Origin of the sequence: Aquibacillus sediminis (assembly GCF_005870085.1) — a bacterium.
GTDB classification, from domain to species: Bacteria; Bacillota; Bacilli; order Bacillales; family Amphibacillaceae; genus Aquibacillus_E; species Aquibacillus_E sediminis.
Map to the genome: position 1 here is coordinate 1 of NZ_SZNM01000007.1, position 21,866 is coordinate 21,866.

The following is a 21,866-nucleotide window of genomic DNA, read 5'->3' on the forward strand; positions in this document are numbered from 1 at the left end:
ATCCTTGAGGGAAGTGTTGGAAAAGATCACATCCATTTATTAATCTCGTGTCCACCAAGCCTTGCCCCAAGTAAAATAATGCAGTACTTAAAAGGGAAATCATCTAGACTTCTCCAGGACCAATTCCCCGATCTTAAAAAGAAATACTGGGGACAACATTTATGGGCAAGAGGTTACTTCTGTGCCACAGTAGGATCAGTGGATGAAGAAACAATTAGAAATTATATAGCCAATCAGTTTAGTGAAGAAAAGAACGAATCATTTAGGATTGAAGATTGAGTTCAGTAAAATTTCAGTTTGCTTCAGCATTTGATCTTTGAGATGACTTTAGTCTTAACAACGACTTTAGTCGTAGACATTTCATGTCCAAATCCACCTGCTTTAGCAGGTGGTCGTTTAATGGAATGACAATAAACCCAAAGAATAATATGAGCGCCCATTCTGGTATAACAGGAAAGAATTCATGCACAGCAGCGACTAAGGTTAAACCTTCTAAGGCGCAATACATAATGAAGTTAGTGGCGTAAATAAAAGAGGTTAAGGATGCGCCGATATATTCAAACCCACCACCTCTAGAAAGTAAATTAACGTTCATTCCAGACTTAGCAGATAAATAGGCATTGAACCCTCTCACCACTTAACGACCTTATGGTCTGTTTGAAGTGGGAGATTCCTAAGAACACCAACCTAACAGTCGGTTTTAATTAGGCTACCCCCGTAGGACCTACGGTTAGAAGTCTTATTGCTTCATCTTTAATATTTTTACTTGCGTTAAGATCCCTGTCGTGATGTGTACCACAAGATGGGCAATCCCACTTACGCAATCCGAGATTCTTAACGTCATTGTTTTGATAGCCGCAACAGGAACAAAGTTGGCTAGAAGGGTAATTTTTAGCGACAACTACGACCTGTTTCCCATACCACCTTGCTTTATATTCAAGCATTGTTCGAAATTGTGACCAACTTACGTCGCTAATTGCCTTTGCTAACTTATGATTTTTCAGTAGATTGGATACTTGCAAATCCTCTATACCAACTATGTCGTGGTTTTTGACAATATTGTATGAGATTTTATGCAAGTAATCTTTTCTTAAATTGATTATTTTTTCATGAATACGTGCAACCTTGATTCTTTGCTTATGCCAATTGGAAGAACCTCTCTTTCGTCTTGCAAGTGTCTTCTGCGCTTTTGCTAGTTTCTTTTCTAGGGTTCGAAAAAACTTTGGATTTTCGTATTTTGTTCCGTTGGAAAGAATGGCAAAGTCTTTCAGTCCAACATCTATGCCAACAGACAGGTTTGTTTTAGGTAATGCTTGTATTTCTGTTTCAACAAGAATGGATACAAAGTATTTACCACTTGGATTACATCTTATCGTAACATTTAAAATACGACCTTCGACTTCTCGACTTTTAGCAAATTTCACAAGTCCAAGTTTAGGTAGTTTGATTTTGTTACCAACAATCGCAATATTATCATTCGTGTATTTTGTTGTGTAGGACTGTACCTTGTTGTTTTTGGACTTAAAACGTGGAGCATTCGTTTGTTTTTTGAAGAACCTGGAAAAAGAATCGGCAAGATTTTTAATGGAGGATTGAATAGCAATGCTATCCACTTCTTTTAGCCAATCCAATTCTTTCTTTAGTTGTGGGAGTTGAAAAAACAAAAGCGTAAGCGCCCGGGTAGCGACGTACGGACTGGACTGAGCCGTAGGAGATAAAGGAAACTGTTTGGGACCGAAGGAAGTCGATGTTGACTTATCGTACGGAGGTGAGGGAAGTCTCGCTACAGCTTTAGCGCTGGAGCTGGACGTGGCCAATGTAGGATAAAAAAGTTATACACAACCATTCCATTTTATAATTTCCTATGCTAGAACAAATGTTGTAGGTCAAACCTTTTCCCGTTTTCTTATACGTTGCATTCCATTTTGCCAAAAAATGATTGAACACAAAACGAGAACATCCTATGGTTTTATTGATCAAGATAGCTTGATTCCGGTTAGGATAGATTCTGAATTTATAAGCCCTATGGCCAAGCAAAACAGTCACCTCCCCTTTTCTTTTTATTATACACGATGACTCAACAAAACGCAAACATTCGTTCGTATTAGGGGGTGAGAATTGAAAAATGCTTTAGAACCTTAGACTAGTTAGTCGGACAATTGAGATAGCTAAAGCTATCCTTGTCCGAAGGCGATTCATCTCCACCCTACTCATTGGGCTATCGCCCTTCTCATTCCTTGAGGATGGAGTCTTCTCGCCTCTAATGATAAAAGAGTCTGTTGTAATATAGAAAGGTATAAATCGTATTCAAACATTAAAATATAACCTTAACTGTAAAGTGAAACTTCACTCAGTGGGTTGCTCTTCATCCACTGATGTTAGTTGAACCATTCGGGGTGTTATCGTCCGTTTTTAACTCCCACTTAAACATCTCCGTTTCACTTCATGTTTTGAAGGTGGGAGTATTACGGACGGTTGCACCGGGATAAACTAAGGAAAAAGAGTGGAATCGTAATGACACAAACAAAGTTCCAATCAAAGGTACTCTCGGTATTTGAAGATAAAATCCAATTAATTGAGACGGAAATGGGTGCTATTTATTTAGTGGGGCCTATTAAACTCCCTGTTAACTTGTATGGAGAGACAGTAGAGTTCAAATGGTATTGCTGGTTAAATTGTGAAGAGGTAACAGAGGATTTCGATCGAATTATTGAGAAGTTATCTTCCGCTAATTTAGCTGAGTTACAGCAATCTAGTGTGTTAACTTATGGTGACTTTGGCAACAGTGATAATGCCATTATACGAATGCATTCCATCTGCCATTCAGGAGATATTTTCGGAAGCAAAAGATGGGACTGTGGCTATCAATTAAAGCAATCCATGAAAAATATTGTAGAACATGGTACAGGTGCTTTATTTTATTTAGCCAACCATGAAGGAAGAGGAATCGCTTTGTTCAGAAAAGCGATGGCGTATCTTCTTCAAGAAAATGGCTATGATACAGTGGAAGCAAATGAAGCACTTGTCTTTGTGGGATACTAGGTACTGTTTTATCAAATGTCGGTTAGCGAAGCATGGGACGATTCCCATGCTTGTTTCTATTTAGAAGGCGAGACCAATTCTGGTGCTCCCAAACTGACAGAAGAAAAGCAGCAGGCCACAAGTGGGACAACAAACCTGTCCCCATGTCCCAATGTATAATTCATAAATTTCAAAAAAAGCTATTGAAAATGATTCTCATTTACAATAAAATATTTTATAGATGTAAGTGATTCTCATTTTTGACACAAATGAAGGAGGATATTATGAAAAAGGTTTATGTTGGATTTATTTTAATGATTTCTATTTTCGTACTTGCGGCTTGCGGTGGACAATCAGATGAACCTGCATCTGCAGACGAGACGAACCAACAAGAGGAAACAGAAACAACTGGTGAGGACCAAACAAGTTCGGAATCTCGAGTGATTACGCATGAAATGGGAGAGACTACGATCACTGGAGACCCTAAGAAAATTGTAGCGCTTGAGTTTTCTTATGTCGATGCACTCGCTTCACTAGGAATCTCACCTATAGGAATAGCGGATGATAATGATGAAAATCGTATCATTGAACCAATTAGAGATAAAATTGATGACTATACATCTGTAGGAACTAGAAAGCAACCAAATTTAGAAGTGATTTCATCGCTTGAACCAGATTTAATTATTGCTGACTTAAAGCGTCATAAAGATATTTATCCTCAGCTTGAAGAAATTGCCCCGACAATTATATTGGGCTCTCTAGCAGCAGATTATCAAGGGATTTTAGACGGTTTTGAAGTCATTGCACAAGCAGTTAACCAAGAGGAGCATGGAGCTGAAATTCTTGAATTACATAAACAAAAAATGGAAGAATTGCGAGCACAAATACCTGAAGATGAAACAAGAACTGTCATGCCGGCAGTTGTAGCAAGTAGTGGGTTTTATGCGCACGATGATGATTCTTACACAGGATCATTATTAAGTTCGATTGGCTTAACGAATGCGATCCAAAGTGGTGATGAGCGCTACAACAAAATCAATCTAGAACAAGTCGTTGAATTTAACCCAGACATTATGTTCCATATGGTAGCAGGGGACGAGACAGTAGTAGATGAATGGGCTGACAATTCATTATATCAAGATGTTAGTGCTGTAGAATCGGATCAAGTTTATCAAGTAGACCGTAACATGTGGTCACGGTTCCGTGGTTTAATCTCATCTGAACAAATTCTAGAAGACGCCATTAATCATTTATACAAAAATTAAATGATCTTTCTATTAGCGGGGGCCTATCCTCCGCTTTTATTTTGAAGAGGTGACTGTTAAATTGAATGCATACTAAGGGTGAGTGAAATGGATAATCAGTATAATAAACGGAAAACAAAACAATTCCTTGTGTTTGCGATAGGATTTTCCTTGTTAATTTTAAGCTTCTTTTTTAGCTTAAGTGTAGGCGCATCATCGATTGATTTGGGGACAATCATCCATTCTCTTTTTTTAGGTGAGGAAACACAACAATCAAGGATTATTCAATCCTTACGATTACCACGTGCGATTGTTGGGGCAATTGTCGGAGCTAATTTAGGAATTGCGGGTGCGATCATGCAAGCAATAACGAAAAATCCATTGGCTTCCCCGCAAATTTTCGGTGTGAATGCAGGCGCATCCCTTATGGTTGTGATAGCAGTAGTATTAATGCCAAGCTTTTCACCTACTAATCTCATTTTCTTTGCATTTTTGGGTGCAGCGCTTGGTGGCTCGATTGTTTACTATATGGCATCAACAGGTGGGGGGATGACGCCAATAAAGTTAGCTTTAGCAGGGATAACGGTTCATATGTTTCTAACAGCAATGATCGAAGGGTTGATCATTTTCCATGAACATTCCACAGAGGATATTCTTTTCTGGTTAGCTGGAGCTATTGATGGTCGAACTTGGGACCATGTACAAGTCATTTTACCGTGGGCACTGATTGGAATTGTGGGAGCTATGGTGTTTGCTAAACAGTTGACTATACTAAGCTTAGGTGACGACATGGCAAGAGGATTAGGGCAAAAAATTGCCTTGTTTCGTATTGTGGCCTCCGTATTCGTTATTATTTTAGCGGGATCTTCTGTAGCAATAGCAGGTCCGATTGGTTTTATTGGACTGATCATTCCTCATATTGTAAGAAAATTGGTTGGTGTAGACTACCGTGTTGTGATTCCAGCTTCAGCATTATTAGGGGCGGTTTTACTTGTCTTGTCTGATGTGATCTCGCGTTTTATTTCGTTTCCTGCAGAATCACCAGTTGGAATTGTAACAGCACTCATCGGTGGACCATTTTTCCTTTACCTAGCTCGTAAGGGGGGACAATAACATATATGCAAAATAAAAAAGGTCTTTATATACTTATTACTTTAGGTTTGGTTGTACTAGTACTTTCTGTAATAGGTACTGGTATTGGTGCAGTATACATTCCCCCGTACGAAATTATTTCGAATCTATTGGGCAACGATATTGGATCCAATCAGTTAATTATTCAAAACTATCGACTGCCTCGAATTGTAATTGCATTATTAGTTGGTGCAGGTTTATCGGTATCTGGTGCGGTATTACAAGGGATCATTCGTAATCCCTTGGCATCTCCTGATGTCATAGGGATTACAAAGGGGGCAGGATTGTCAGCAGCAATTGTGATTATTCTATTTCCGAAGGCTCCGATCTTTGTATTACCTGTTGCTGCTTTTTTGGGAGCGGCATGTATCGCCATTCTATTGTATCTATTAGCCTATAAAAATGGGGTGAAACCATCTACATTATCCTTAGTAGGAATTGCGCTTGGAGCCATTTGTCATGCCGGGATTCAATACTTAATGGTGAAATTTCCACTTGAAGTAAATGCAGCTCTCGTGTGGTTAACGGGTAGTTTATGGGGGAAAAGCTGGGATGATGTATGGTTGCTTCTCCCTTGGATTCTTATTCTGTTACCAGTTACCATCATCATGGCAGTAAAGCTTGATATTTTAAATTTGGGTGATGATGTGGCAGAAGGGCTAGGAGAACGAGTGGAAGTAATGAGAATGGTATTACTATTTATAGCAGTCGGTCTAGCAGGTTCGAGTGTCGCGATTGTTGGATCACTAGGTTTTGTAGGATTAATTGCACCACATATCGCACGAAGGTTAGTAGGGAATAAGCACCACCTATTGTTACCTGTATCTGCGTTATTAGGTATGGTGCTTGTGCTAATCGCGGATATGCTAGCAAGAGGATTAATGCCACCAGTAGAAATACCAGCTGGAATATTTACTGCCGTCATCGGTGCACCATACTTTTTATACTTATTAAGAAAGATGCAATCAACCCCTTGAAGCACAAGGACGGTAAGCGTACTTCTTTTTGGTTAAGGTACCAGTTACTTCTTCATATGGACAACTGTCCATGAAAAGTGCCTGGTACCTTTTTTGTTCAGTGTCAGAATTAAGTTTGGAATTTATTTTAGTAAGATCATTCGTGTCTGTTTAAGATGTTGGTTCTTTTAAATTCTGTATCAGAATCTAATTGCGATTTTTTTCTCTGTATCTGGAGTAGTTTCTGAATATAGAAGTACTAGCACTAAAACCGTCCATCGAGCTTCCACAAACTGTTTAACATTTGGTTGTGCTAAGATTAAGGGGGAGAGAACATCGTAGAGGAGAGTGTAAATGGCAGTAGATAAAAATGAAAAAGTAATTATATTAGCTGTGGCATTGGGGGTTATTCTTAATCCGCTAAATACCACGATGATTACGGTAGCATTACCGGCAATTCAACAGGATTTCCTATTAAGCGCAACCGATCTTTCATGGTTAATTGCTTCCTATTTCATTGTTAGTGCAATTTTCACACCATTATTTGGAAAATTAAGTGATATTTATGGAAGAAAATTAATCTTTTTAATTGGTCTTGTGCTTGTAGTCGTGTCATCGATTCTCGCACCGTTATCGCCAAATATGCCTGTGCTACTCGTGATGCGAGGAATCCAAGCAATTGGTACCTCAGCGCTTTTTCCGTCTGGTATTGGGATTATACGAAATACCATTCAACATAATCAAAATCGCGTCATTGGGACATTGGCCGTTTTTGCAACAACCTCTGCCGCATTTGGGCCAACAATAGGCGGAATGCTGATTCAGTTCGGAGGCTGGCCGGTTATCTTTTATGTAAACTTACCGATCCTTGCAGTTGGAATCGGATTAACATGGAAGTTTATTCCAAAAGATACGATAGACAAGGGAACCTCCTATAAGTTGGACGGTGTTGGCATTTTATTATTTAGCCTTTTTATTACTTGTTGGATGGTTTTCTTGCTTGGGCTCGAGCAAAGGGTTCAATTCATACCATTGATTCTAGCCATCATTCTCACAATTGCCTTCTATATGTATGAGAAAAGAAGAGATGAACCATTTATCAATGTGAATTTCTTTCGGAATAATCTGAACGTTGCACTTATTTTTGGACAGTACATTTTAACAACCGTCATATTTTTTGCGGTATTATTAAGTTTCCCAACCTTTATTCAAAGTGTGTTGGGTACCAGTTCTCAAATGGCGGGAATCGTGATGCTGGCACTTTCTATTTTTGCCATGATCATGACACCGATTGCTACCAGATGGATGGAGTGGTCAGGATTTCGAGTTCCATTAGTCACTGGTGTAATCATTGGGGTAGTCGGTGTGGCTTTGCTGTTTACAGTTAAGGAGCATTCTGCTTTATTTTGGGTAGGATTCGTTCTTGCGGTTACGGGAATTAGTAACGGGATACAAAATATCGGACTGCAAAATTTGCTGTATTCCTTTATTAGTGTATCGGAAAGTGGTATTGCGGCAGGACTGATCATGACATCGAGATTTATCGGAAATATTCTTGCATCAAGTGTCTATGGGATAGCATTTGCTTCAGGAATGAATGTAGGAAATTTGAGTACAATGGCCAGTATATTAGTAGTCGTTGCGATTGTGTTAATTCCGGGAATGCTCTATGTGACGGCGTATGAGAAGAAGAAGGGGTATAGTGAAGGTTAGGGTGGTGGTACATTTTAAAAACATGTATCTATTGAATTGAGTAGACCCTTCTAAACATTTTAACAAAACCTGAATGCTAACAGTGGAATGGGAAACACGGACAATTCCGACCTAATATTTCAAATAGAAAACGAAGTTATAAGGTATCTGGTACTCTTCATGGACACCTGTCCGCGGATCGTACTAGGTATCTTTTTTTTTAGTGTATTGTGATAACAAACTGGGAAAATGAACCTGTTTTTATTTCCCATTCGATCACCAAGTCTCACAAAACCTCGTCTCTTTCCATTGATTCCATTTCAAAATTGCTCTTTATAGAAATATAAAATCCTACAAAATTTATAAAACAGTGTATGTTAAGCATCGTCATAGCTTGTGTTTACTGCTCTAGAGGTTATTGTCTCTAAATGGTTGTTGGTAATTCATTTGTCTGATTGTCAGACAAAATGATAATTTGATAAATATTATTGATTTATAAGTAAATCAACTATATAATCAGAATTGTCAAAAAACTAAATGCGTTATAAGGGAGGGCGGACATGTGTGAGTAAAGAATCTGAGGCTATAAAAATGAAATCTGTAAAACGTGTTAGTTTGGCAAATCAAGTGATTGACCAAATTATTGATTTATTGATCAGCGGACAGTTAAAGGCTGGTGATAAGCTCCCAACAGAAATGGAACTCATGGATATGTTATATGTGAGCAGACCAGTGTTAAGGGAAGCTTTATGTTCCCTAGAAATGTTAGGGGTTATTTACCGAAAGACTAGGGAAGGAACGTTTTTTTCCAATAAAGTTGGCAGTGAGCCTTACCGTATCATGCTAGCGTTGTCCATTGGCGACATTAATAAGTTTATCGAAACACGACTGACACAGGAACTAGGACTTGTAGGACTCGCAGCCGAAAAAATATCAGAATCAGAGTTAGATAAATTGAAAGAAAACATTGAACTTATGGAAGAAACAGATGGAGATTATTTGCATTTAGATCGAGAGTTTCACAGAATCATTGCTTTTAGTGCGAGTAATTCGATTACAGAAGGAATGATTGATGCCATCTTAGACATGTACGATAAAACTATGGAAAATATCCCTTTGCAAGATCGTAACAAGAACAAAACAATCCAGCAGCATAAAGAAATTTATTATGCATTAGAGAAAAGAGACCCCGTCGAAGCATATTCCAGCATGTATCAGCACCTTGACCACGTCAGAAATCGATTAATTCATCCTCAATAAAAAATGAAATGGAAAGGAAAGATTAAATGATTAACAAACAACCACCATCAGGTATTTCGGGTTTTCCAGTTACCCCTTTAAATGAAAACGGTAACATTGATGAAACCGCATTAACGAAAAATATTGAGTTCTTACTTGAAGAAGGATTAGAATCTATATTTATTGCTTGTGGAGCTGGTGAGTTTCATAACCTTAGTTCAGAAGAGTTTGAATCCATGGTTAAGCTAGCTGTTTCTGTAGTCGATGGTAAAGTTCCACTGTATACCGGAGTTGGAGGAAATATAAAAGAAGCCGTTGAAAAAGCAAAAATCTCGGAAAGACATGGTGCGGATGGCTATTTAATTCTACCACCATACTTAATCGAAGGAGAACAAGAAGGAATTTATGAGTACTATAAAACAATAGTAACAAGCACTGATTTAAATGCGATTTTATATCAAAGAGCCAATGCAGTATTGGAAGCTGAAACATTAGATAGGTTAGTAGAATTCCCACAAGTGATCGGTTTAAAAGATGGTCTTGGAAATATGGAATTGAATATTGAACTTACGCAACGATTTCGTAATCGTCTCGCATTTCTAAATGGGATGCCGTTGGCTGAAGTAACGATGCCAGCATATGTCCCACTAGGATATAATTGTTATTCGTCAGCCATTTCGAATTATATTCCACATATTTCTAGAAAGTTTTATAACGCACTATTGGCTGGTGATCAGCACACGGTAAACGATATTTATGAAGATGTAATTTTGCCAATTAATCGAATTAGAAGAAAAAGAAAAGGCTATGCTGTCGCCTTAATTAAGGCAGGAATGGAAATTGTTGGGCTTCCAGTGAGAAATACGGTTAGACCACCTGTTGTTCCAGTGGAGAGGGAACACTATGATGAATTAAAACAAATCTTAGATAAAGCACTTCAAAAATATCCACCCCAAAAAAATACCATAACGAAATAAAATTTATATATATGAAACTAAAGGTTGGAGGTTTTTTGGTATGACTGTAAAAACAGAGACTAGTAAATGTTTGAATTATATCAACGGTAGGTGGGTTGCAAGTGATAGTGATGAACTTATCACTGTTACAAATCCAGCAAATACAGATGATGTCGTAGGCCGAATTCAAAAGTCAACAAGAGACGACTTGGATCAAGCTGTATCAGCGGCAAAAGCTGCGAAAAAAGAATGGAAAACATTAGCGGGAGCAGATCGCGGTAAATTTCTATATAAAACAGCAGACATTATAGAAAGCCGTCTAGATGAAATCGCCGAATGTATGACAAGGGAAATGGGAAAAACCTTTCCGGAAGCAAAAGGAGAAACAGCTCGGGGAGTAGCGATTCTTCGTTACTATGCTGGAGAAGGCATGAGAAAAGAAGGAGATGTGATCCCTTCTACTGATAAAGATGCGTTAATGTTTACGAAAAGAGCACCATTAGGCGTTGTTGGGGTTATTACACCATGGAATTTTCCAGTCGCTATTCCAATGTGGAAAACAGCACCTGCTTTAATTTATGGAAATACGGTTGTATTAAAGCCTGCCTCGGAAGCTGCGGTTACATGTGCGAAATTGTTTGAATGTTTTGCAGAAGCAGGGCTTCCAGCTGGTGTGGTAAATATGGTTTCTGGTCCAGGATCTGTGATCGGTCAGGGGATTGCAGAGCATGCGGATGTGAACGGGATTACCTTTACTGGTTCCAATCAAGTAGGTAAAAAAATTGGGCAAACAGCTTTAGCGCGTGGGGCTAAATATCAGCTTGAAATGGGAGGGAAGAACCCAGTTATTGTTGCTTCTGATGCGGATATTGATCTTGCGGTTGATGCAACCATTAGCGGTGGGCTTCGTTCGACAGGTCAAAAATGTACTGCCACCAGTCGTGTCATCGTACAAAGTGATGTGTATGATGAATTTAAAGAAAAACTGGTTGCTAAAGTGAAAGAGATTACGATTGGTGATGGATTGAAAAATGGCATTTGGATGGGACCAAGTGCTAGTGAATCTCAATTAAATACTGTACTTTCCTATATTGAAAAAGGGAAACAAGAAGGTACACTACTATGTGGTGGAAACCGCCTTTCTGGTGAAGAATACGACAAAGGGTATTTTGTAGAGCCAACTGTTTTTGAAGATATTACATCCAATGCAACGATTGCGCAAGAAGAAATTTTTGGACCGGTGCTTGCTTTGATGAAAGTAGAATCTTTGGAAGAAGCGATTGAACTTGCAAATGATGTGGAGTTTGGTTTAAGTGCATCTATTTTCACTTCCAATATCCAAAAAATGCTTTCCTTTATTAGCGATATGGATGCAGGTTTAGTACGTATTAATGCAGAAAGTGCTGGTGTAGAATTACAAGCGCCATTTGGTGGGATGAAACAATCAAGTTCCCATTCTCGTGAACAAGGTGAAGCAGCAAAAGAATTTTTCACATCCATTAAGACTGTATTCGTAAAGTAACAAAAAAAGGGGGGATCTCCCTCTTTCCTTCTCAAAAATTGAAAGCGTTTTATATTGTGGCGGGAATTTATAGGAACAGCGATTAGTGAGCAAGTAATGTGGTCATACGGTCATATACAAAGGCTTAATTGCTATTGTGTATTTTGAATTCTCGCTAAATTTCGCCAGATCATGTTTTTTAAAAAATAGAGTGAAGGAGTGTTTGGATGAAGAAGAAATTATGGATGTTGTTGGTGGTAGCTGTTCTAGGTGCATTATTAGCTGCATGTAACTCAGAAACCGAAGATGTTTCAGAAGGTGGTCAAGAGGCTGATCAAGAAGCTGAAGAAGTATCGGGTGATGCGGAAAATACGAGTGGTGAAGAAGCTAGCGTTGACCTAAATAGGATAAGAGTGGTCATCGGTTCATCTTCAACTGGTGGAGATACGTATCAAAATGCAGATGCTGTGAGTAGGTACACAGAAGAAGCATTAGATACCAACATGAAAGTTGACGCAGTTGGTGCACTACGAGCGTTTGATGAATTAGGAAAAGCAAACGATGACGGCAGTACCATCATGTTCTTCCATGATATGGCGTATTTAGGTGTAGAATATGGCAGCTTTGATCAAGATGATGAACTAGAAAATTGGAGAATAGGACCAGTAGTTGCGACAAACCCAGGAAATGCGTTTTTAACAAGTGCAGACGCTCCTTATGACACCATGGCAGAATCAGCAGAATGGTTAGAAGAAAATCCTGATGAAACCATTACTGTAGCTCTTGAGTCTGGTGGTGTATCAGAGATTGTATTTGACGGCTATTACTTATGGGTCGAAGAAGAGTATGGAACAGATGTCACTGACAGAATTCATGCATATGTAACAGGTTCTCAAGAGGATAAAAATCAGGCTTTATGGGATGGAAACACAGATATTATTCACGGATCGATTGGTGCGAATAAACAGTATACGGAAGATGGTGTAGAAGACAAAATTAAGATGAAATTTTTAGGTATTACAGCGGGTGAAAGAGTGGAAGGTTTTGATGTTCCTACATTTGCTGAGCAAGGCATTACAGTAGACGGTGAGGAGTTCGTCTTTGATAAAGAGTTTTTCTTCTTGATGCCAAAAAATGTAGATGAAAACTTTGCAACGGCCTTGAATGATGCAATCGCAGACGTGGTTAAAAATCCAGACTATGAAGAAGATCTAAACACCAATACCTATATTGTAAATCATAAACCAGCAGATGAAGCAGAAGAATACTTGTTAGATAAGAGGGAAAAATTCCGTTCTATCATAGAAAGAGCTCCAGACTTGGATGAGATAGCGAAATAATTGCTTAACCATGGGGCTGCCACACTGGGCGGCCCTCCAATTCTAACCTCCAATTCAAGGAAGGAAGGTGATGGATGTGAAAGAATTTTTTACAATTGAAATGTCTTATAGTACCTATCATCTCGTTTTCCCGAGAATAATTATGTTTATTTTAATTGTTATGGGTAGTTTTTTATTGATTAGAACCCTAGTAAAAAAGAGTAAAGATAGAGAAAACAGTGCTCCATTCAAATTTTTTACTAATCACTACGATAGGGTTAAATTCTATGGAACGATCATTCTACTTACTACTTATGCAGCAGTCCTTCAGCATATTGGTTTTGTTTTAACGAGTATTATTTTTATGATTTTATTAACTCTCTTATTTATTGGAAATCTAAGAAAAAAATCCATTCTTGTTTCAATCACAAACGGACTGACAACTACCATTGTTGTATGGTATGTGTTTGGTCAGTTGTTTGATATCACACTACCATAAGGGGGAATACGATGCCAATCTTCGAAGTCCTTACCCCGATGTCTGTTTTATTATGTTTTCTAGGTGTATTTATAGGGATCATCATGGGAGCTATTCCAGGAATGACTGCTACAATGGCGATTGCGATTTTTTTACCTCTAACTTATTCCTTGGATATGATTGATTCTATCGGTCTATTAATTGGTTTGTACGTTGGTGGAATAAGTGGTGGTTTGGTACCAGCAATGCTACTAAATATTCCAGGTACTCCTTCTTCGCTATGTACGACATTTGATGGATACCCCATGACGAAAAAGGGGGAAGGAGAAAAAGCACTAAAGGTAGGAATTACAGCCTCGATCATCGGTGGATTCTTCAGTTTAACTATCTTATATTTCTTTGCACCAATGTTAGCATCTGTAGCAATAAATTTCTCCTCAGTAGAAAAGTTTTTAATTATTGTTTTTGCGTTAACCATCATTGCTTCCATTTCAAAAGGAAGTTTACTAGCTGGAATTTTCAGTGGAATATTAGGAATCTTCATCAGCTTGATTGGTACATTTACAGATAATAATGAAATGCGATTAGTACCACCAGGGCTAGAAGATGAATTGGTGTATGGATTTTCTCTGTTGCCTGTATTAATTGGTTTGTTTGCCATTGGACAGTTGTTACAGGAAGCGGAGGAAGGGATGGAGACGGCTTCACATCAGAAATTTGATCTTCAAAAAGGGAAAAACAAGTTTAGTTTTAAACTATTTAAAAATCAGAAAGTTAATGTGGTACGCTCCTCGATCATCGGTACGTTTGTAGGAATGCTTCCAGGTGTTGGGGGAAGTGCAGCTTCGATTACTGCCTATTCTCAAGCTAAAAACTTTTCCAAGAACCCGGAAAAACTTGGTACGGGGGAACCGGAAGGACTCGTTGCAAGTGAATCTGCTAACAATGGTTTGATTGGTGGGGCATTAATACCACTCCTTTCCTTGGGGATACCAGGAGACAGTACAACTGCAATACTGATTGGAGCGTTTTTGTTACAGGGAATTGAAGTCGGCCCATTATTTATTACATCCAATCCCGATTTATGGAGTGGAATTATATTTGCTTTGCTTATTGCTAACTTGGTTATGTTCACTTTGATGTTTTTTTCTATTAAATATTTTGCCAAAATCGTTTTAATACCAAAATATGTGATTTTTCCTATCATTGTTGTAGCTTGTGTAGTAGGTTCTTACGCGATCAACAACGGGATTATGTTCGATGTTTGGACATTATTACTATTTGGTCTGTTCGGGTATATTTTTCCAAAAATTGGTGTACAAATTCCGGCGTTTTTGATTGGTTTTATTTTAGGAACTCAAGCTGAAAAATATTTCATCGATAGTTTAAAAGGTAGTGGTGGAGATTTAACGATTTTCTTCACGAAAGGCCCTATTGCCATTGTTTTATGGATATTGATTTTAGCATCGCTTATTTATGCAGTGATCGATAGCCGCAAAACGAAAAAGAAGGCAGAAAATCAACAAGCAGCGTGAATGTGTGACTTTTTATATAATAGGAGATGATAATGATGAACGATACGAAAATCATGAAGAATGAAACACCATCAGTCGTTGATTTAAGTGTTTACTCTGTAGCAGGTACAGATAGTATGCTACTCAACTTAAGTGGGGCGCATGGGCCATATTTTACTAGAAATGTTGTTGTCTTAAAAGATAATAGTGGCAATATAGGTGTCGGGGAAGTTCCTGGAGGAGAAGGAATACGAAAAACATTGGAAGATGCCAAAGCACTATTAGTAGGTGAATCTATCGGGAACTATAAAAATATTCTTAAAAATATTAGAGAAACGTTTTCAGATCGTGATGCGTCAGGCCGAGGTTTTCAAACCTTTGATTTACGGATCACGATTCATGCAGTAACAGCTCTTGAAGCAGCTTTGCTAGATTTGCTGGGAAAATACCTAGATGTTCCTGTAGCTGCTCTATTAGGGGATGGTCAACAACGTACTGAAGTGGAAACACTTGGTTATCTGTTTTATATTGGTGATCGGAACAAAACAGATTTGCCATACGTAAGTGACATGCAGGCAGATGATGATTGGTTTCGACTACGCCATGAAGAAGCACTGACTCCAAAAGCAGTGGTGCGTTTAGCTGAAGCAGCTTATGAACGCTATGGTTTTCGCGATTTTAAACTGAAAGGTGGCGTATTGCCGGGGGAAGAAGAAATAGAAGCAGTTACGGCACTTTCTGAGAGATTTCCAGATGCAAGAATTACCTTAGATCCAAACGGAGCATGGTCCCTTGAAGAAGCGATTCGACTATGTAAAGGACAACAAAACGTATTATCGTATGCGGAAGACCCTTGTGGCGCAGAACAAGGCTTCTCAGCGCGCGAAGTTATGAGTGAATTTAGAAAAGCAACGGGACTAAAAACGGCAACGAACATGATTGCGACCGACTGGAGACAGATGGGCCATGCGATTCAGTTACATGCCGTAGATATTCCACTTGCAGATCCGCATTTCTGGACAATAGAAGGATCCGTAAGAGTTGCCCAAATGTGTCATGATTGGGGATTAACTTGGGGGTCTCATTCCAATAATCACTTTGATATATCATTAGCCATGTTTACACATGTAGCCGCGGCAGCTCCTGGTGATATTACAGCGATTGACACACATTGGATTTGGCAAGATGGCCAACGACTAACGAAAAATCCTCTTAAAATTTCAGGAGGGAAGATTCAAGTTCCTAAAAAACCAGGGCTTGGTGTTGAAGTGGATATGGAAAGAATTGAAGCAGCACATCACGTCTATAAAAAATTGGAACTAGGTGCTAGGGATGATTCCATTGCCATGCAATATCTCATTCCAAATTGGAAATTCGACAATAAACGACCATGTCTAGTGCGATAAAAGGGTGCATGGGGACAATTCTTGTACTTCCTATAGAATTCCCTGTGTTCTATTCCATTGTAATAAAAGGAAACGTGATGCATGTGTCGACACACAGATCAATGACGTTGAGGCGTGAAAACTCTTATTCATGAATCATATGACGTAACTACTATTTTCAGTACAAAATGGATAATCGACAAGTGGTAGGGAACTTGTCGATTACTTCCCTGCTTTCCTCTATTCCTCCAGGTAAACTCTCTTTATTATTCTCACTAATAGAAAAAAGAAGTAACCGTATTCTGCCTTAAACCAGTGGAACAAAGATTGATGGCTGAATTGACAGGTGTGAGAGTCTGTCTGATAGAAGAGTTGCCACCTGGTCATAGTCGATTATTAAAAATGGATAAATTAGAAATAGCTATATTTAATGTAGATGGAAATTTATATGCTATTCGTAATCAATGTCCACATCAAGGAACCTCCCTAGTACATGGAGCGGTCTCGGTACGATGCTGCCAAGTGATCCTCATGAGTTTGAGTATGGACGTCATAATGAAATCCTGCAACAAGGATGGGAATTAAATTTACAAACTGGTAAATCAATCTTTGACCCAGCCCAATGTAAAGTGAAAACCTACAACGTTCAAAGGGCAGAAGGAAATATTGTTGTAAACGTTAATAAAAGAAGAATGAGATAAAGACAGGTGGGACAAGCACTGTACCTTGTCCCTCTATACCTACGCATTGAAAAATAAATGCTCTCGCAAGTATTGATTATAAGCTAACTCGCCAATTGATATCATTAATGCTGCGAAAAGGGAAGCCACGATCATAGGAAAAGGTGTTTCAAAAAAGTATCCACCTAGTACCCAAATGGCTAAAAATGAAATTCCGTATTCACCGATTATTGCAGCAATATCACCGATCCTAGGTAGGAAAAATACATCAATAGCAAATCCAAACGTTGAAAGGATTAAACTTGCCAATAGCATGTAACCAAAATCAACCCCAAGAAGCATGTAGAAAACCCCCCAGAATACGACAGTAATCATTAAGAACTTTATGAATAAAGCATTAAAATACCTCATAATAACCTCCTTTCTACGTTTATAATTTATAGGAATGGGACTTTTGGTTTAAAAATTATTTGTAGATAAAAACCTTGAGATCCTACTTGTCATTTAATTTTCCTTTTATTTCACCAAGTTATTCTTTTTTTTTTGGGATAAGTGGATTTTTGTCCATAGTATCGAAGCGGGACAACAAAAATGTTCCTTCAAAGTTTATTTGTGAAATTTCCGAAGCGTGTTAAAAAAATTATTAACTGACCTAGAAGCAGTAATTAAAAAACCAGAAGAACCGTAAATGGAAAGGATTCTAAATACTTTAAATGGATCAAACTGTGAATTTAAAACTTTTCACGGAGAAGTCGCTAGTTGCTCAGATTCCTGCTCATGTTGTATAAAATTAAATACTAATTTGGATGTGTGGAGTTACTTAATAAGATAAATATTGATTAGACGGAATTTGGTGTAGTAAGTTTTGGTACAAGTAGGTATTATGTGAATAAGGGAATGCTGTCACCCTCTGAGGTCATGTTTGAATAAAAAAAATAAAAAAAGTATTAGGTTATGTTAATGATTGAACTTGTGTCATTAATAACTTTTAGTGTAATTGGTAAACGCTTAAATCCCTATACTAAGTTTTGAGACAATCTGAAAAAGAACTAGTATGTAAAATTGATTAAAAACTGTAACAGTGATAAAATAGAATCAAAAGTTAACCATAGGTAGGGTAAATTTACTTTAACTATTTGCAATGTATATAATATTTTTTGCGTTTTTTGTGATTTATACTTGCTTTTTTATTTGGGGAGCATTGGGGTTTTTAATTTGATTGATAAAGGGGGATGGTAACATTGTTGAAAACAAAACGTTTGGAGATGATCCAAGATTATATCAATGAACGGGGAACCGTCTCATTGGATGACTTAGTAAATCAATTTGGTGTATCCAAAAATACGATTAGACGGGATGTGCAGGATTTAATTGATGGGGGAGATTTTAAGAAAGTTTATGGAGGTGTAGCAGTAGATAAACCAAACTCAACCATACCTTATGGAGATCGGAAAATACGAAACTATGAGGTGAAAAAGCAAATTGGTCAAGCAGCTGCTAATTTTGTTGAAGATGGCGATATTATATTTATAGATTCTGGCACAACAACCGTTGAGATGGTTGAGTTTATTAAGGATAAAGAACTGACGATTATAACTAATAATATAGATTTTGTTATTAAGGCACTTCCTTATGAGAATTTAAATGTTTTTTCCACGGGAGGCATGGTGGAAAGAAAAACAAATTCATTTACGAGTGCTGACAATGATGAAATGATAACTTCCTATAATATTACTAAGGCATTCCTTGCATCAACAGGTATTTCCATAAAGAATGGTGTAACCAATTCACTTCCGCTCGAGAGTGGTTTGAAACGCTCTGTTGTAGAGCGTAGTGCAGAAAATTTTTTATTAGTTGACCATTCAAAGTTCAATAAAGCAGCATTAACAACCTATTGTGACATTAAACAAATCGATTACATTGTCACTAATGAAATTCCAAATGAATATATAAATTACTCAAATAAAAATAAAATAAAAGTTGTCGTTACCGAAAAGTAAGCTAATGAATGGCTTACTTTTTATTTTTATAATAAGAATAATGTTTTAGTATTAGTGGGTATAAATGTCATTTTGTTAGTAAGATGTATATTTTATGCATCGAAAATTCTCTGTTTTTGATTTTGTTCTCTTATTTTTTAACACTTACTATTGATTAATGGTTAACTGTTGGTGTATTCTTGGTGTGAAGGTGCTGAAAAGGTAACCTTCTCTGTTTATTTTGTGAAAAGGGGTGGGGTTTATGAAAGCGGGGAGAATTGAAGAAATAAAGGCGTTTATACTAGAAAATGAAACGGTGTCACTCGATGAGTTAGTGGAAAGGTTTGGGGTTACAAAATATACGATTCGGAGAGATGTACAAGAATTGGTCGATGGTGGTGATTTTAATAAAGTATATGGTGGTGTATCAGTCAATAGTTCTACTAGTGTTACATTTAATGATAGGAAATCTCGAAGTCTAACAGAAAAGCAAGGTATAGCTAAGTTTGCTGCCAATTTGGTTGAAGAAAACGATATTATATTTATAGATTCCGGAACTACTACGTTGGGGATGTTAGAACATTTAAAAGATATACAGTTGACGGTTGTTACGAATAATATTGACTTTGTGATTGATGCACTTCCTTATGAAAACCTCAATGTATTTTCTATAGGCGGGATGTTAGAACGTAAAACAAAATCCTTAACTAGTATTGAAAGTAAAAATGCAATAAAAGGCTATAATATTACCAAAGCCTTTCTCGCTTCAACAGGTGTGTCGATAAAAAACGGAGTAACTAATTCATTCCCAATCGAAACGGAATTGAAAGCCAGTGTTGTTGAGAAAAGTGAAGAGATATTTTTGTTAGTAGATCATAATAAATTTGATAAATACTCATTGACTACTTATTGTGAGTTAAAAGAAATAGATTATATTGTCACCGATAAGACACCATCTAAAAAATATATTCAGTTTGCAAAAGAAAATGATATTTCTTTGGTTGTTACAGAGAGAGAAAAAATCAAACAATAGGAGGAATGAACATGCCATTACTACGATTTGATTTAATAGAAGGAAGAACAGATGAAGAATTAAAAACATTGTTAGATGTAACGCATGATACTGTGGTGAATGTTTTTGGTGTACCTAAACGGGATCGTTACCAAATAGTCCACCAACACAAACCAAATGAAATGATTATTCAAGATACGGGGTTAGGTTTTAATAGAAGTGAAAATGTTGTAGTACTATCCATCCGAAGTACTCAACGTAGTGATAAACAAAAACAAAAGTTTTACGAAACTTTAGTTAAGGAACTAAGTGAAAAGTGCGACATTGAACCAAATGATGTCATGGTTTCAATTGTTACAAATGGTGCTGGAGAGTGGAGCTTTGGATTTGGAGAAGCGCAGTTCTTAACAGGCGAATTATAATCCTGCAAAGCGAGCGTTAAGATTTGGTATTCACTGGTTAATTCATATGTTGCCATAGTACGCAATGATCATTTTTTGGTGTAAATCAAATATATTTTGGGTACTTTTAAGTAAAGTTTACAATGTTTTTATGGTTTTTTTTGTTATTTTTTATTGACTGTAAACGCTATCAGTATTAATATATAATCATAAGTTAACACATTTCATTCTAGGTTGTTTTTTCTTGGTAATTCTTTCTTATAATTAAAGCGCTGAATGAAATTGATGAATAATAATAGACTGGAGGGCAATTTAGGTGGAAGAAATTAGAATAGGTATTGTAGGGTTGGGAAGGCTTGGGAGAATTCATGCTGAAAATATAGCCTTGAATATACCGGGAGTATCACTTACAGCAGCGTGTAGTGTTGTGAAAGAAGAATTAGATTATGCTAGAGAAATTCTAGGAGTTGAGGAAACATACATATCTTATGAAGACATGGTGAATAGTCCAAATATTGATGCGGTCTGTATTGTTTCTCCATCTGGATTTCACACCGAACAAATCCGTTTAGCGATGAAAAACAATTTACATGTATTTTGTGAAAAACCAATCGGTCTGGAGATTGAGGACATAGAAAAAACTGTTGAAATCATAGATTCCTATCCAGGTCTTGTCTTTCAGCTTGGTTTTATGAGACGTTATGATGAATCGTATCGGTATGCAAAAGAAATGGTAGATTCTGGCCAATTAGGGGATCTTACTGTAATCCGTTGTTATGGGATTGATCCTAGCTCTGGACTAGAAAGTTTTGTGAAATTTGCTGGTGCAAGCAATAGCGGTGGATTATTTGCAGACATGGCGATCCATGATATAGATTTAGTCAGGTGGTTCACAAATAAAGAAGTGAAGCGGGTATGGGCACTTGGGAAAAATGCTGCCTACCCTGAACTAGATAAAGTAAATGAACTTGAAACTGGCGCTGCGATGATGCAACTTGAAGATAAAACAATGGCATTGCTTGTGTCTGGTCGTAATGCGACTCATGGTTACCATGTAGAAACTGAAATAATTGGAACGAAAGGGATGCTTAGGATCGGAGCAGCTCCTGAGAAGAATTTAGTTACGATTTATGATGGAAACGGTGTCACAAGACCGACATCACAACATTTTCCGGAACGATTTAGAGAAGCATTTTACAATGAGATGGGGGAATTTGCTTCTTGTATTCAAGAAAATCGCAACCCGAATGTAAGCGCATACGATGGGCTTCAAGGAACAAGAGTAGCAGAGGCATTACAACACTCTATTGACATACAAGATATTGTTGACCTTCATCCGGTGTCATCCTTAAAATAAC

The 21,866-nt window shown here is 37.6% G+C and carries 19 protein-coding genes and 4 pseudogenes; 19 read left to right on the top strand and 4 right to left on the bottom strand.

Features of this window, described 5'->3' with window-relative positions; all coding sequences use genetic code 11:
• On the top strand, positions 1 to 279 hold a 279-nt coding region (tnpA, locus tag FCI53_RS09060; RefSeq protein ID WP_138418039.1), incomplete at its 5' end, for an IS200/IS605 family transposase.
• A gap of 91 nt (positions 280 to 370) precedes the next feature.
• Here tnpA and FCI53_RS09065 read toward each other — a convergent pair.
• The 3 pseudogenes from FCI53_RS09065 to FCI53_RS09075 all read right to left on the bottom strand — a co-directional run.
• Positions 371 to 625: pseudogene (locus tag FCI53_RS09065) on the bottom strand (purine-cytosine permease family protein); the annotation flags it as partial.
• Between the two features lie 79 nt (positions 626 to 704).
• Positions 705 to 1,655, bottom strand: a pseudogene (gene tnpB / locus FCI53_RS09070) (IS200/IS605 family element RNA-guided endonuclease TnpB); the annotation flags it as partial.
• A gap of 135 nt (positions 1,656 to 1,790) precedes the next feature.
• Positions 1,791 to 2,037: pseudogene (locus tag FCI53_RS09075) on the bottom strand (helix-turn-helix domain-containing protein); the annotation flags it as partial.
• A gap of 477 nt (positions 2,038 to 2,514) precedes the next feature.
• Here FCI53_RS09075 and FCI53_RS09080 point away from each other — a divergent pair.
• From FCI53_RS09080 to FCI53_RS21410, 14 genes and pseudogenes are all read left to right on the top strand, one after another.
• Positions 2,515 to 3,033: pseudogene (locus FCI53_RS09080) on the top strand (GTP cyclohydrolase II); the annotation flags it as partial.
• A 272-nt stretch (positions 3,034 to 3,305) separates the two neighbouring features.
• On the top strand, positions 3,306 to 4,286 hold the full coding sequence (locus tag FCI53_RS09085) for an ABC transporter substrate-binding protein (RefSeq protein ID WP_246050062.1): 981 nt from the start codon (positions 3,306 to 3,308) through the stop codon (positions 4,284 to 4,286).
• An 87-nt stretch (positions 4,287 to 4,373) separates the two neighbouring features.
• Positions 4,374 to 5,378, top strand: coding sequence for a FecCD family ABC transporter permease (locus FCI53_RS09090; RefSeq protein WP_138418044.1), 1,005 nt, complete (start codon positions 4,374 to 4,376; stop codon positions 5,376 to 5,378).
• Positions 5,379 to 5,383: 5 nt separating this feature from the next.
• Positions 5,384 to 6,373, top strand: coding sequence for a FecCD family ABC transporter permease (locus tag FCI53_RS09095; RefSeq protein WP_138418046.1), 990 nt, complete (start codon positions 5,384 to 5,386; stop codon positions 6,371 to 6,373).
• A 333-nt stretch (positions 6,374 to 6,706) separates the two neighbouring features.
• The gene (locus FCI53_RS09100; RefSeq protein WP_138418048.1) at positions 6,707 to 8,065 is read left to right on the top strand and encodes an MFS transporter; all 1,359 of its coding nucleotides are present in this window, start codon (positions 6,707 to 6,709) and stop codon (positions 8,063 to 8,065) included.
• A gap of 570 nt (positions 8,066 to 8,635) precedes the next feature.
• A complete protein-coding gene (locus tag FCI53_RS09105) occupies positions 8,636 to 9,304 on the top strand; it encodes a FadR/GntR family transcriptional regulator (protein ID WP_425457169.1) in 669 nt (222 codons plus the stop codon).
• A gap of 26 nt (positions 9,305 to 9,330) precedes the next feature.
• Positions 9,331 to 10,260, top strand: a complete 930-nt coding sequence (gene kdgD / locus FCI53_RS09110; RefSeq protein WP_138418052.1) for a 5-dehydro-4-deoxyglucarate dehydratase — start codon at positions 9,331 to 9,333, stop codon at positions 10,258 to 10,260.
• Positions 10,261 to 10,300: 40 nt separating this feature from the next.
• Entirely contained in the window at positions 10,301 to 11,761 is a 1,461-nt protein-coding gene (gucD, locus tag FCI53_RS09115; RefSeq protein WP_138418054.1) for an alpha-ketoglutaric semialdehyde dehydrogenase GucD, read from the top strand.
• A gap of 206 nt (positions 11,762 to 11,967) precedes the next feature.
• Positions 11,968 to 13,080, top strand: coding sequence for a Bug family tripartite tricarboxylate transporter substrate binding protein (locus FCI53_RS09120; protein WP_138418056.1), 1,113 nt, complete (start codon positions 11,968 to 11,970; stop codon positions 13,078 to 13,080).
• A gap of 70 nt (positions 13,081 to 13,150) precedes the next feature.
• Positions 13,151 to 13,558: a tripartite tricarboxylate transporter TctB family protein gene (locus tag FCI53_RS09125; RefSeq protein WP_138418058.1), complete on the top strand. Its 408-nt coding sequence runs from the start codon at positions 13,151 to 13,153 to the stop codon at positions 13,556 to 13,558.
• 11 nt (positions 13,559 to 13,569) lie between these two features.
• A complete protein-coding gene (locus FCI53_RS09130) occupies positions 13,570 to 15,072 on the top strand; it encodes a tripartite tricarboxylate transporter permease (protein WP_138418059.1) in 1,503 nt (500 codons plus the stop codon).
• 35 nt (positions 15,073 to 15,107) lie between these two features.
• Positions 15,108 to 16,457 (top strand): glucarate dehydratase, encoded by a 1,350-nt coding sequence (gene gudD, locus FCI53_RS09135; RefSeq protein WP_138418061.1) that lies wholly within the window; start codon positions 15,108 to 15,110, stop codon positions 16,455 to 16,457.
• Between the two features lie 309 nt (positions 16,458 to 16,766).
• Positions 16,767 to 17,021 (top strand): Rieske (2Fe-2S) protein, encoded by a 255-nt coding sequence (locus tag FCI53_RS22200; protein ID WP_138418063.1) that lies wholly within the window; start codon positions 16,767 to 16,769, stop codon positions 17,019 to 17,021.
• A complete protein-coding gene (locus tag FCI53_RS21410; protein ID WP_171038120.1) occupies positions 16,949 to 17,137 on the top strand; it encodes a Rieske (2Fe-2S) protein in 189 nt (62 codons plus the stop codon). Before FCI53_RS22200 ends, FCI53_RS21410 begins: the two co-directional genes overlap by 73 nt.
• A gap of 39 nt (positions 17,138 to 17,176) precedes the next feature.
• Here FCI53_RS21410 and FCI53_RS09145 read toward each other — a convergent pair whose 3' ends face one another.
• Positions 17,177 to 17,527 carry a DUF2512 family protein gene (locus tag FCI53_RS09145; protein ID WP_138418065.1) on the bottom strand — a complete coding sequence of 117 codons (351 nt, stop codon included), beginning with the start codon at positions 17,525 to 17,527 and terminating at the stop codon, positions 17,177 to 17,179.
• Positions 17,528 to 18,357: 830 nt separating this feature from the next.
• On the opposite strand from FCI53_RS09145, the gene FCI53_RS09150 reads away from it, so the two are divergent.
• The 4 genes from FCI53_RS09150 (at position 18,358) to iolG (ending at position 21,865) form a co-directional block, all read left to right on the top strand.
• The gene (locus tag FCI53_RS09150; protein ID WP_138418067.1) at positions 18,358 to 19,116 is read left to right on the top strand and encodes a DeoR/GlpR family DNA-binding transcription regulator; all 759 of its coding nucleotides are present in this window, start codon (positions 18,358 to 18,360) and stop codon (positions 19,114 to 19,116) included.
• Positions 19,117 to 19,357: 241 nt separating this feature from the next.
• Positions 19,358 to 20,128: a DeoR/GlpR family DNA-binding transcription regulator gene (locus FCI53_RS09155; RefSeq protein ID WP_138418069.1), complete on the top strand. Its 771-nt coding sequence runs from the start codon at positions 19,358 to 19,360 to the stop codon at positions 20,126 to 20,128.
• An 11-nt stretch (positions 20,129 to 20,139) separates the two neighbouring features.
• On the top strand, positions 20,140 to 20,529 hold the full coding sequence (locus FCI53_RS09160) for a tautomerase family protein (RefSeq protein WP_138418071.1): 390 nt from the start codon (positions 20,140 to 20,142) through the stop codon (positions 20,527 to 20,529).
• Positions 20,530 to 20,824: 295 nt separating this feature from the next.
• Positions 20,825 to 21,865: an inositol 2-dehydrogenase gene (gene iolG, locus FCI53_RS09165; protein ID WP_138418073.1), complete on the top strand. Its 1,041-nt coding sequence runs from the start codon at positions 20,825 to 20,827 to the stop codon at positions 21,863 to 21,865.
• Position 21,866 lies beyond the last annotated feature (1 nt).